The organism is Thioalkalivibrio sp. ALE19 (assembly GCF_000428605.1).
GTDB lineage: Bacteria > Pseudomonadota > Gammaproteobacteria > Ectothiorhodospirales > Ectothiorhodospiraceae > Thioalkalivibrio.
This window is the reverse complement of the sequence record NZ_AUAG01000029.1, coordinates 1-12307: the sequence shown is the minus strand read 5'-3', so window position 1 is coordinate 12307 and position 12307 is coordinate 1. Positions and strand designations below refer to the sequence as shown.

Annotated in this window: 8 protein-coding genes and 1 pseudogene; 6 read left to right on the top strand and 3 right to left on the bottom strand. The window is 67.3% G+C overall.

What is annotated here, in order from left to right; all coding sequences use genetic code 11:
- Positions 1 to 26: 26 nt before the first annotated feature.
- On the bottom strand, positions 27 to 2117 hold the full coding sequence (gene ppk1, locus F787_RS0111680; protein ID WP_028492295.1) for a polyphosphate kinase 1: 2091 nt from the start codon (positions 2115 to 2117) through the stop codon (positions 27 to 29).
- A 232-nt stretch (positions 2118 to 2349) separates the two neighbouring features.
- Between ppk1 and F787_RS0111675 the strand changes: the two genes are divergently transcribed.
- From F787_RS0111675 to F787_RS0111650, 6 genes are all read left to right on the top strand, one after another.
- Positions 2350 to 2931: a superoxide dismutase gene (locus F787_RS0111675; RefSeq protein ID WP_018870440.1), complete on the top strand. Its 582-nt coding sequence runs from the start codon at positions 2350 to 2352 to the stop codon at positions 2929 to 2931.
- A gap of 112 nt (positions 2932 to 3043) precedes the next feature.
- A complete protein-coding gene (locus tag F787_RS0111670; RefSeq protein WP_028492294.1) occupies positions 3044 to 4240 on the top strand; it encodes an acetylornithine transaminase in 1197 nt (398 codons plus the stop codon).
- On the top strand, positions 4237 to 5151 hold the full coding sequence (gene argF, locus F787_RS0111665; protein WP_018945616.1) for an ornithine carbamoyltransferase: 915 nt from the start codon (positions 4237 to 4239) through the stop codon (positions 5149 to 5151). The genes F787_RS0111670 and argF overlap by 4 nt, the downstream gene beginning before the upstream one ends.
- Positions 5152 to 5154: 3 nt before the next feature.
- Positions 5155 to 6705 (top strand): SLC13 family permease, encoded by a 1551-nt coding sequence (locus tag F787_RS0111660; protein ID WP_028492293.1) that lies wholly within the window; start codon positions 5155 to 5157, stop codon positions 6703 to 6705.
- A gap of 127 nt (positions 6706 to 6832) precedes the next feature.
- Positions 6833 to 8743 carry a methyl-accepting chemotaxis protein gene (locus F787_RS0111655; protein WP_018870436.1) on the top strand — a complete coding sequence of 637 codons (1911 nt, stop codon included), beginning with the start codon at positions 6833 to 6835 and terminating at the stop codon, positions 8741 to 8743.
- Positions 8744 to 8937: 194 nt separating this feature from the next.
- Positions 8938 to 10848, top strand: a complete 1911-nt coding sequence (locus F787_RS0111650; RefSeq protein WP_028492292.1) for a methyl-accepting chemotaxis protein — start codon at positions 8938 to 8940, stop codon at positions 10846 to 10848.
- A 48-nt stretch (positions 10849 to 10896) separates the two neighbouring features.
- Here F787_RS0111650 and F787_RS0111645 read toward each other — a convergent pair whose 3' ends face one another.
- Together F787_RS0111645 and F787_RS15685 are read right to left on the bottom strand one after the other, a co-directional pair.
- On the bottom strand, positions 10897 to 11322 hold the full coding sequence (locus F787_RS0111645) for a glutathione S-transferase N-terminal domain-containing protein (protein WP_018870434.1): 426 nt from the start codon (positions 11320 to 11322) through the stop codon (positions 10897 to 10899).
- 65 nt (positions 11323 to 11387) lie between these two features.
- Positions 11388 to 12165 (bottom strand): annotated as a pseudogene (locus F787_RS15685) (MBL fold metallo-hydrolase).
- Between the last annotated feature and the right edge of the window lie 142 nt (positions 12166 to 12307).

The following is a 12307-nucleotide window of genomic DNA, read 5'->3' as shown; positions in this document are numbered from 1 at the left end:
TCGGGTCGGCGCTGCGCGCCCGGGGGTTACCCGCTGGTGGTCTGGGTCCCCGAGAGCGTGTCCAGCAGCCACTGCTGCGCCGACCACGGCGCTTCGCCATCCGCCGGGGTCACGCGCTGGTAGCGACCGTCCGGCAGCAGGCGCCAGGCCGTGGCGGTATCCCGCAGATAGGCGAACAGCGACTCCTGCGCCACGCGCTCGCGCATGTCCGGATCCTCCACCGGGAACGCGACCTCGACGCGGCGGAAGAAGTTGCGCGGCATCCAGTCGGCGCTGGACAGGTACAGCTCCGGTTCGCCGTCGTTGCCGAACCAGAACACCCGCGAGTGTTCGAGGAAGCGCCCCAGCACCGAGCGTACCTCGATGTTCTCCGACAGTCCTTCCACCCCGGGGCGCAGGGCGCAGATCCCGCGCACGATCAGCTCGATGCGCACACCGGCCTGCGAGGCCTCGTACAGCGCCTCGATGATCGCCGCCTCGTTGAGCGAGTTCATGCGCGCGACGATGCGTGCCGGGCGTCCGGCGCGGGCATGTTCGGCCTCGCGGCGGATCTTCTCCAGCATCGCGTCGTGCAGCCGGAAGGGCGCCTGGATAAGCCGCCGCAGGCGGGACACCTGGCCCAGCCCGGTCAGCTGCTGGAATACCCGGTGGACGTCCTCGGTGATCACCGGATCGGCGGTCATCAGGCCGTAGTCGGTGTACGCCTTGGCGGTGCCGGAGTGGTAGTTGCCGGTGCCCAGGTGGGCATAGCGGTTGATGCCGTTCTCGTCACGGCGCACCACCAGCGCCAGTTTGGCGTGGGTCTTGTAGCCGACCACGCCATAGGTCACGTGCACGCCTTCGTCCTGCATGCGGTTGGCCAGCTCGATGTTGGCGGCCTCGTCGAAACGCGCCCGCAGCTCGATCACCACGGTGACTTCCTTGCCGTTGCGCGCGGCCTCGATCAGGGTCTCGACCAGTGGCGAGCGGGTGCCGGTGCGGTACAGGGTCTGCTTGATCGCCAGCACGTCCGGGTCGCTGGCGGCCTGGCGCAGGAACTCCACCACCGGCATGAACGACTCGTAGGGGTGGTGCAGCAGCAGGTCGTGTTCGCGCACGCAGTGGAAGATCTGTTCGGCGCCCACGTGCGGGCGCGGCAGCGCGGGCACGAACGGCGGGAACTTGAGATCCGGGCGGTCGACCAGATCGTGGACCGCCATCAGGCGATTGAGGTTGACCAGGCCGGTGACCTGGTAGAGGGCCTCGTCCGTCAGGTTGAACTGCTGCAGCAGGAAACGGGCAACCTCCTCGGGGCAGTTGTCCGCGACCTCCAGGCGCACCGCGGCGCCGTAGTTGCGCTGCGGCAGCTCGCCCTCCAGCGCGTTGAGCAGGTCGTCGATCTCTTCTTCCTGCACGAACAGGTCGGAGTTGCGGGTGAGCCGGAACTGGTAGCAGCCGGTGGCCTGCATGCCGCGGAACAGCTCGCCGACATGGGCGTGCAGGATGGAGGAGAGCAGTACGAAGTCGTTGTCGCCGGAGGCGACCTCCGGCGGCAGGCGCACCAGACGCGGGAGCGAGCGCGGGGCCTGCACCACCGCGCGGCCGGATTCGCGGCCGAAGGCGTCCTTGCCCTGCAGGGTCACGATGAAGTTGAGGCTCTTGTTGAGGATGCGCGGGAACGGATGGGCCGGGTCCAGGCCGATGGGCGTGAGCACCGGCTGCAGCTGCTCGCGGAAGTAGTCCCGCACCCATGCCTGCTGCTCCGGTGTCCAGTGGGTACGGCGCACGAAGTGGATGCCCTCGGCGGCCAGCGCCGGGATCAGTTCGTCGTTGAGGATCGCGTACTGCTCGTCCACCAGCTGGTGCGCGGCCGGGCTGATGCGGCGCAGCTGTTCCTGCGCGGACAGGCCGTCGGGTCCGGGCGCGCTGACGTTCAGTTCGACCTGCTGCAGCAGCGAACCGACGCGGACCTCGAAGAACTCGTCGAGATTGGTCGAGGAGATGCTGAGATAACGCAGGCGTTCCAGCAGAGGAAAGCCGGGTTCCCGCGCGAGTTCCAGCACCCGGCGGTTGAATTCCAGCAGCGAGAGTTCACGGTTGAGAAAACGGTCGTTGGCTTCCACGTCGGTATCCTGCATCGGGGACGGGCACATCACGGAATCCGCCCAGTCCAGCACGGCGATGTTACGTTACGAAGAAAAGGTATCACGATGCCCGCACCCGCGGCCCGCCAAAGGTCGAGTGTTGTACTCGGGAATTGCATCGCCCGCCCAAGGTGACTATCGTTAGCGGGTTCGGGATCGCCCGTGAAGGGGCGGTCCCCGCGAGACATCACCACGAATAACGAACGAACGCGAAGAAGGAGGTCCCATGACCTACGAACTGCCCGATCTGCCGTACGCGAAGGACGCACTGGAGCCCCACATCTCCGCCGAGACGCTGGAATACCATCACGACAAGCACCACGCGACCTACGTGACCAAGCTCAACGGCCTGCTGCCGGGCTCCGAGTTCGAGAACGCCTCGCTGGAGGACATCATCAAGAAGGCCCCGGCCGGCGGCATCTTCAACAACGGCGCCCAGGTCTGGAACCACACCTTCTACTTCAACTGCATGGGCCCGAATGCCGGTGGCGAGCCCTCCGGCAAGCTGGCGGACGCCATCAACAGCGCCTTCGGTTCGTTCGACGCCTTCAAGGAGAAGTTCAACGAGATGGCGGTCGGCAACTTCGGTTCCGGCTGGACCTGGCTGGTGCAGAACGGCGACGGCTCGCTGGAGATCGTCAATACCTCGAACGCCGCGAACCCGATGCGCGACGGCCAGACCCCGCTGCTGACCTGCGACGTGTGGGAGCATGCCTACTACATCGATTATCGCAATGCGCGCCCGAAGTACCTCGAGAACTTCTGGAGCGTGGTGAACTGGGACTTCGTCGCCCGGCAGATGCAGTAAGATCGGCGACGAGCCCGGCGGGTTCCCGCAAGAGGGTTCCGCGCCGGGTGTCCGACCCGCATTCCGGAAGCCGGCGGCACCACCGCCGGCTTTCGCGTTTGGAGAACGGAACATGAACGATTTCCTGCAGCAGACCTACAATCGCCTGCCGGTCGCCTTCGAGCGCGGCGAGGGTGCCTGGTTGTGGGACACCGAGGGCCGGCGCTATCTGGATGCGCTGTCGGGGATTGCGGTCTGCGGCCTGGGGCATGCGCATCCGCGGGTGGCCAGTGCGGTCTGTGATCAGGCCTCCACCCTGGTGCACACCTCCAACCTCTACCGCGTCCCGCTGCAGGAGACGCTGGCCCGGCGGCTGTGCTCGCTCGCGGGGATGGATCGCGCGTTCTTCTGCAACTCCGGCGCCGAAGCCAACGAGGCCGCGATCAAGCTGGCGCGGTTGCACGGGCGGGCGAAGGGCATCGAGCGCCCGCGCGTGATCGTGATGGACGGGAGCTTCCACGGGCGCACCATGGCGACCCTGTCCGCCACCGGCAATGCGAAGATCCAGGCCGGGTTCGAGCCGCTGGTCGAGGGGTTCGAGCATGTGCCCTACGGCGATGCGGACGCGGTGGCGGCACTGGCCGGGCAGGAAGACATCGTGGCCATTCTGGTCGAGCCGGTCACCGGCGAGGGCGGGATCCGCATTCCCCCCGACGGCTACCTGCGCCGCCTGCGGGAGATCGCCGATGCCAGCGGCTGGCTGCTGATGCTGGACGAGATCCAGGCCGGCATCGGTCGTACCGGCCAGTGGTTCGCGTTCCAGCATGAAGGCATCACCCCGGACGTGCTGAGCCTGGCCAAGGGGCTGGGCAACGGCATTCCCATCGGGGCGAATCTGGTGGCGGGGGCGGCCCGCGACCTGTTCCGGCCGGGGATGCACGGCACCACCTTCGGCGGCGGTCCGCTGGTGTCGCGCGCGGCGCTGGCGGTGCTGGACGTGATGCAGGAGGAGGCCCTGTGCGAGCAGGCCGAACGCCAGGGGCGGGCACTGCGCCGGCAGCTGGAGGATCGCCTGGGCCATCGGCCGGAGGTCGTGGAGATCCGCGGCCGCGGCCTGATGCTGGGGATCGAGCTGGATCGGCCGGCCGGCGAGCTGGTGGGACAGGCGCTGGAGGCCGGGCTGATCCTGAACGTGACGGCGGAGCGGGTGATCCGGTTGCTGCCGCCGTTGATCATTGACGACGAACAGGTCACGCAGATCGCGAACGGCGTGGCCGACCGGGTGGATGCGTTTCTGGCATCCGGGGCCACCAGGGAGGCTTCTGCATGAATCCGCGCCATTTTCTTTCCTTTCTCGATCTGTCCGCCGAAGAGACGCGCGCGGTGCTGCACCGCGCGATCGAGCTGAAACGCCAGCTGAAGGCGGGCGAACACCATGACGACCTGCTGCGGGGCAAGACCCTCGGAATGATCTTCGAGAAGTCGTCGACCCGCACCCGGGTGTCCTTCGAGGTGGGCATGCAGCAGCTCGGCGGCAACGCGCTGTTTCTGTCGCCGCGGGATACCCAGCTCGGGCGGGGCGAGCCCATCGAGGACACCGCACGGGTCCTCTCGCGCATGGTGGACTGCGTGATGATCCGCACCTACGAGCACGAAAAGGTGGAGCTGTTCGCGCGGCACTCGTCAGTGCCGGTGATCAACGGGCTGACCGATCTGGAGCATCCGGCGCAGCTGTTGGCGGATCTGCAGACCTTCTTCGAATACCGTGGCGACATCCGCGGCAAGCGCGTGGCCTGGATCGGCGACGGCAACAACATGTGCCACAGCTACATGTATGCCGCGCATCTGCTGGACTTCGAGCTGATGGCGGCCTGCCCCGAAGACTACGAACCCGAATCCTCCGTGCTGGAGGCGACCCGCGATCACGTGACCGTGACCCGCGATGCCGGCGAGGCGGCCGCGGGTGCGGATCTGGTGGTGACCGACGTGTGGGCGAGCATGGGCCAGGAACAGGAGAAGAGCGCGCGGCGCCAGGCGTTTGCCGGGTTCTTCGTGGATCAGGCCCTGATGGATCGCGCGCAGCCGGATGCCCTGTTCATGCACTGCCTGCCGGCGCATCGCGAGGAAGAGGTGGCCACCGACGTGCTGGAAGGCCCGCAGAGCGTGGTGTGGGACGAAGCGGAAAACCGCCTGCATGCGCAGAAGGCATTGATGGAATTCCTGGTGCGCGCGGCGGACTGACGCATGCAGGAGACGACCGGGGAGGGGGAGCGAACGCCGCCGCCGGGCGCCGGGGGCGGCCCCGGACAGGATCACGGCGAATCCCCCGCCGGAAGCGCGCTGCGTGCGCGCATCGGTCTGTTTCTCGGGCCGCTGGTTTTCGTGGCCTTTCTGCTGGTCCCGCCGCCGGAGGCCTTCTCCCCGGAGGCCTGGCGGGTCCTGGGCCTGACCCTGTTCATGGCCGTGTGGTGGATCAGCGAGGCGCTGCCCATCCCGGTCACGGCCCTGCTGCCCATCGCGTTGCTGCCACTGACCGGCGTGGTGGCGATGGACGAGGCTACCGCACCCTACGCCAACCCCACCATCTTCCTGTTCATGGGCGGTTTCGCGATCGCCCTGGCGGTGCAGCGCTGGGGTCTGCACCAGCGGCTGGCGCTGGCGATCCTGTCGCGTTCCGGCCGCGGGCTGCACACCCTGGTGGGCGCCTTCATGCTGGCCACCGCCGGGTTGTCGATGTGGGTCAGCAATACCGCCACCGCGGCCCTGATGTTGCCGATCGCGCTGTCGGTGCTGGGGCTGATGGAGCGCGACGGGGGCCAGGGCCTGCAGGGCATGGCGCCGGACAGCCGCAGTCCGGCCCTGGCGCTGCTGCTGGGCATCGCTTTCGCGGCCAACATCGGCGGCATGGCCACCATCATCGGTTCCCCGCCCAATGCGCTGACCGTCGCGTTTCTCAATGACCGCTACGAGCTCGGGATCGGTTTCATCGACTGGATGCTGCTGGGCCTGCCGTTGTCGCTGACCCTGCTGGTCATTGCCTGGTTCCTGCTGACCCGCTGGGTGTTCCCGGTGCATCGCATTCGCCTCAACGGGCTCGACCGCATGCTGCAGGAGCAGGTAGGCGATCTGGGGCCGTGGAGCCATGCGGAGTTGCGCGTGGCGGCGGTGTTCCTGGTGGTGGCGCTGGCCTGGATGTTTCGTCCCCTGCTGGAGGCGTGGCTGCCGCTGGAACTGACGGACGCCGGGATCGCGATCCTCGGGGCCGGGCTGCTGTTCCTGATCCCTTCCGGGGCCTCGGGTCAGCGGCGGCTGCTGTGCTGGGACAACACGCGGGAGCTGCCCTGGGGGGTGCTGCTGCTGGTCGGGGGTGGTCTGAGTCTCGGTTCCGCCATCGAATCCTCGGGCCTGGCGGAACTGACCGCAGAGGCGCTGATGGGCGCGCAGGCGTGGCCGCTGCTGCTGGTGATCGCGGGGGTGGTGCTGGTCACCATGACCCTCAGCCACGTGACCAGCAATACGGCCACCGCCGCCACCCTGCTGCCACTGGTGGCCGCGCTCGCGCTGCGCATGGACGTGCCGGTGGGGCTGATGACCCTGCCGGTGGCGTTCGCCGCGTCGGTCGCGTTCATGTTGCCAGTGGCCACGCCGCCCAACGCCATCGTGTTTGCCTCCAATCGCCTGCGCGTGGTGGACATGATCCGCGGCGGGGCCCTGCTGTCGGTGGTCGCCATCGTGCTGGTCAGCCTCGCGGTGTATGCGCTCGCCGAGCCGTTGCTGCTGCGGCACGTGGGCTGAAAGCGGGGGGAGGGAGCGTGACCCGCGCGGCTCAAGTCAGGCCGCTGCCGGCCGCTAGCGGGAGCGAGAGACTCGCAGAACGGCGCCCGTAACTCCGGGCGCGAAGAAAGCTTCAAGGGAGAGAGAGATGCTCAGGAATATCCGGATCGGAACCCGCCTGATGGGCGGCGTCACCCTCGTGGTGGTCGCGGTCGTGGTGCTCACGCTGGTGGTGGTGATGAACAGCCTCGGCAACATGGCGGACCGTGCGGAACAGCGTGAACTCAATGACCTGAGTGAACTGCTGATCCGGCAGCTCGATCAGGAAGCCGATCGCGGGACCGCGATGGCGCAGGCCGTGGCCGCCATTCCGGACGTGCAACAGGCCTTCGCCCGGCGGGACCGCGAACAGCTGCATGCGATGACCGTACCGGGTTTCGATCACCTCTACGAGGAATACGGCGTACGCCAGTATCAGTTCCATACGCCGCCGGCGACGTCCTTCCTGCGGGCACACCGTCCGGATCGCTACGACGATGACCTCTCCGGGTTCCGCCAGACCGTGGTCGATACCAACCGCGACCGCCGGCCGATCTCCGGGCTCGAGGAAGGGGTGGCCGGCCTGGGCATCCGCGGCATCGTCCCGGTCTCCCACGAGGGTGAACATATCGGGTCGCTGGAATTCGGCATGGCCTTCGACGATGCCTTCTTCGAGGACTTCACGGCGGATACGGAAGCCCCGGTGGCCCTCTACCTGCAGCGCGACGGGACCTTCGAGGCGTTCGGCAGCACCATCAACGGCGACTCCACCTTCAGCCGTGACGAAATGGAGCGGATTGCCGGCGGCGAGGAACTGGTGCGCCGGACCGAGCACGACGGTCGTCCGATGGCGGTGGTCGGGCGTCCGGTGGAAGACTTCTCCGGCGAGCCGGTGGGCGTGCTGGAGCTGATGGTCGATCGCAGCGATTACGTGGCGATGGCCCGCAATGCCACGGCTACCGTGGTGGGCGTGGGCGTGGTCGCCATCGGTCTTGGCCTCCTGCTGGCCTGGCTGCTGTCGCGCAGTATCGTGCGGCCGCTGCGCGATACGGTCGAGCGTCTGGACGACATCGCGTCCGGCGACGGGGACCTGACGCGCCGGCTGGAGGCCGACGGCAACAACGAGCTGGGGGATCTGGCGGCGGCGTTCAACCGTTTTGTGGGCAAGATCCACGAGCTGGTGAAGGAAGTTGCCGCCGGCGGCGACCAGGTGGCGGCCGCAGCCAACGAGCTGTCCGCGACCAGCGAGCAGACCAACGAACAGGTCGGCCGCCAGCAATCCGAGATCGACCAGGTCGCCACGGCCATGAACGAGATGACCGCGACCGTGGCCGAGGTCGCCCGCAACGCCACCGAGGCGGCGGAAGCCGCACAGAGCACGGACAAGGATGCGACCCACGGTCGGGAGCTGGTGGAACAGACCGTCAGTGCGATCAACACCCTGTCCACCCAGGTGGAGAACACCGCGCAGGTGATCGAGCGGCTGTCGACCGATGCCGAGGAGATCAACAAGGTGCTGGAGGTGATCGGGGACATCGCCGATCAGACCAACCTGCTGGCGCTGAACGCGGCCATCGAGGCGGCGCGGGCCGGCGAGCAGGGCCGCGGCTTCGCGGTGGTGGCCGACGAGGTGCGGACCCTGGCGAGCCGGACCCAGGATTCGACCCAGGAGATCCAGGGGATGATCGAGCGGGTGCAGAACGGCACGCGCGACGCGGTGAAGGCCATGGAGGACGGCCGTCGACAGGCGCATTCCAGCGTGGAACAGGTCAACGATGCGGGGCAGTCGCTGCAGTCGATCACGCAGTCCATCAGCAGCATCTCGGACATGAACACGCAGATCGCCAGCGCGGCCGAAGAGCAGTCCTCGGTGGCCGAGGAGATCAACCGCAACGTCTCCAACATCACTCAGGTGCTGGACGAGACCGTGGCCGGATCGCAGCAGATCGCCAACGCCTCGGAGGAGCTGTCGAAGCTGGCCTCGGCGCAGCAGGAGCGCACCGGGCGCTTCCGTGTCTGACCGTGGGTCCTGCCGGCCGGGGTGTTGTGCCCCGTGCCGGAGGATGGGTTTTCGTGACGGCGGCCGATTCGGATCAAGGTTTCCGGACGGCCGCCGTTAGTATGTGAGGGTATGCTGATTTGGCCATCCGGCCGGGCAGGGCCCGGCGGAATGCGCATTGATCAGAATGCCGGAACACCAAAAGAGGGAAAGCCATGCTCAGGAATATCCGTATCGGAACGCGCTTGATGGGCGGCGTCACCATCGTTGTGGTGGCGGTCGTGGTGCTCACGCTGGTCGTCGTGATGAACAGCCTCGGCACGATGGCCGATCGCGCGGAGCAACGGGAGCTGAACGACCTGAGCGGGCTGCTGATCCGCCAGCTGGAACAGGAAGCCGAACGGGGCGAGTCGATGGCGCGGGCCATCGCCGAGATCCCGGTGATTCAGCAGGCGTTCGCCGAGGGGGATCGTGAGCGCCTGCTGGAACTGACCGAGCCGGGATATGGCCAGCTGCGCGCCGAGCACGACGTGCGCCAGTATCACTTCCATACGCCGCCGGCGACCTCCTTCCTGCGTACCCACAGTCCCGACAACTACGGCGACGACCTGTCGGACGTGCGCCAGACGATCCTGGAGGTGAACCGCAATCGGCAGCCGATCACCGGGCTGGAAGAAGGCCCGTTCGGCATCGGGATCCGCGGGATGGTGCCGGTGTCCTACCAGAACGAGCACATCGGCTCGCTGGAATTCGGCATGGCCTTCGATGACGCCTTCTTCGAGTCCTTCACCGAAGAAACCGGATCACCCGTGGCGGTACACCTCGATCGTGATGCCGGTTTCGAGGTCTTTGCCGGAACCATCAATGGCGATTCGACCTTCAGTCGGGAGGAGATGCGGCGCATCCTCGACGGCGAGGAGATGATCCGCAACGTTCGCCACGACGGACGCCCGATGGCCGTGGTCGGACGTCCTGTGGAGGATTTCTCCGGTGAGCCGGTGGGCGTGCTGGAGCTGATGGTCGATCGCAGCGATTACGTGGCGATGGCCCGCAATGCCACCACCACCGTGGTGGCGGTGGGCGTGGCCGCCATCGGTCTTGGTCTGCTGCTGGCCTGGCTGCTGTCGCGCAGCATCGTGCGGCCGCTGCGCCAGACCGTCACGCGTCTGGATGACATCGCGTCCGGCGACGGAGACCTGACGCGCCGGCTCGAGGCCGACGGCAACAACGAGCTGGGAGATCTGGCGGCGGCGTTCAACCGCTTCGTGGGCAAGATCCAGGACCTGGTCAAGGAAGTCGCAGCCGGTGGCGATCAGGTGGCGGCCGCGGCCAATGAGCTGTCCGCGACCAGCGAACAGACCAACGGTCAGGTCACGCGGCAGAAGGACGAGGTCGACCAGGTGGCCACCGCGATGAACGAGATGACCGCGACGGTGGCCGAGGTTGCGCGCAACGCCTCGGATGCGGCCACCGCGGCGCAGACCACCGACAAGGATGCCAACGCCGGGCGCGAGCTGGTGCAGCAGACGGTGCAGTCGATCAACCATCTGACCTCGCAGGTGGACAACACCGCCGAAGTGATCGAGCGGCTGTCGACCGACGCCGAGCAGATCAACAAGGTGCTGGAGGTGATCGGGGACATCGCCGATCAGACCAATCTGCTGGCGCTTAACGCGGCGATCGAGGCGGCCCGGGCCGGCGAGCAGGGCCGCGGCTTCGCGGTGGTGGCCGACGAGGTGCGCACGCTGGCGAGCCGGACCCAGGACTCCACCCACGAGATCCAGGGCATGATCGAACGCGTCCAGAACGGCACGCGCGAGGCGGTTCAGGCGATGGAAGAGGGCAAGAACCGGGCGCATTCCAGCCGCGAGAAGGTGAACGAGGCGGGCGAGTCGCTGGAGTCGATCACGCAGTCGGTGACGACCATCTCGGAGATGAATACACAGATCGCCAGCGCGGCCGAGGAACAGTCCTCGGTGGCCGAGGAGATCAACCGCAACATCTCCAACATCACCCAGGTGCTGGACGAGACGGCCAGTGGCTCGCGCGAGATCGCGAATGCCTCGGAAGAGCTGTCGAAGCTGGCTTCCGAACAGCAGCAGCGGGTGGGGCACTTCCGGGTCTGATCCGGTCCCGAGGGGGCGGCCACGTGCCGCCCCCTGTCATTTGCGGGTTCAGGAGCCCTCGGTATTGCGGTCGGCTCCGGCCCGGTCCGGATCAAAGCGCGACTCGAGGTAGTCGATGATCGCGCCCGACTCGTACAGCCAGCGCACGCTGCCGTCTCCTTCCTCGATCCGCAGGCAGGGGACCTGCAGCTTGCCGCCTTCCGTCTGCAGGGTCTCGCGGTGTTCGCCGGCCGGCTGGGCATTGCGCAGTTCGATGTCCAGTGACAGGCGCTGCATGGCACGGCGCGCCTTGATGCAGAACGGACAGGCGGGGAAGTGGTAGAGCGCGAGGGCGCGGGTCTGTTCGTCCACCCGTGCCTGTTCTTCGGGGTCACGCTGGATTCCGCGCGGGCGGGTCACCTTCTCGCCCACGAGCATGAAGGGCGTGAGAACCAGGCGCACGCCGCGGAAAAAGAGTCGGATCAGGGGTCGCATCCGCCAAGGATGCCACAGCTCCGGTTTGCGACCAATCCGGACGCAGCGGCGCTCGGTGGCCAGGGTCAGCCGGCCAGCTCGAAGTGCTCGTCGCCGTCGAGAACGATCATGTCGCCATTGTTGCGCGCGGCCAGCTGTTCACGGATGGTCTGTTCGTAGCCCGGCTTGAGGTGGGTCACCGCGATACGCGGGCGATGCCGCAGATGGTCGAGATCGCGCGCCAGCTGCAGCGGGGTGTAGTGGCGGGTGGCCCCGGCGAGATGGTCCATCTCGTCCGGCAGCCCGGTTTCGATCATCAGCAGATCGAGGCGGGGCAGGGCATTCAGGGTCTGCCACAGACCGCGGGTCGAAGTGGTGTCGCCGCTGAACGCAAAGGCCCCGGCATCCGGCCGGCTCACCGAATACCCTACCGCCGGGACGGTGTGCATCGCGGGAAGGGCCGTGACGGAGCGTCCGTCGATGTCCATCTGCTCGCCGGCACCCAGCGGACGAAAGCGCAGCGCCGGCTGCTCGGGCGACGGCAGGGCAGTGAAATCGGGCCAGATCACCCAGTTGAAGATGTGGCGCTGCAGGGCTTCCAGGGTCTCCGGCAGGGCGTGCACCGTGACCGGGGGGGGCATCCACCCGGAATACCGTGTCGATCAGCAGTGGCAGGAATGCCACGTGGTCGAGGTGCGAGTGCGTCAGGAAGACGTGGCGAATGGCCTGCAGTTCCTCGAGCTCGAGATCGCCCACGCCGCTGCCGGCGTCGATCAGGATGTCCCGGTCGATCAGGATGGAAGTGGTGCGGCGGCCCGGCCCGATGCCGCCGCTGGCGCCCAGGATACGCACGGAGAGGCTCATTCCGGGCTCCGGCGAAGGGGTATGGGGCCAGTCATCAAGGGAAGATGCGCGTTCATGAGCTGTGGCAAATGACTCGATCAGGGATCTCATTCTAGGCGGCTGCCTGTCCTGCCGCACGCGAAACGGCGCACGGATTGCGGCA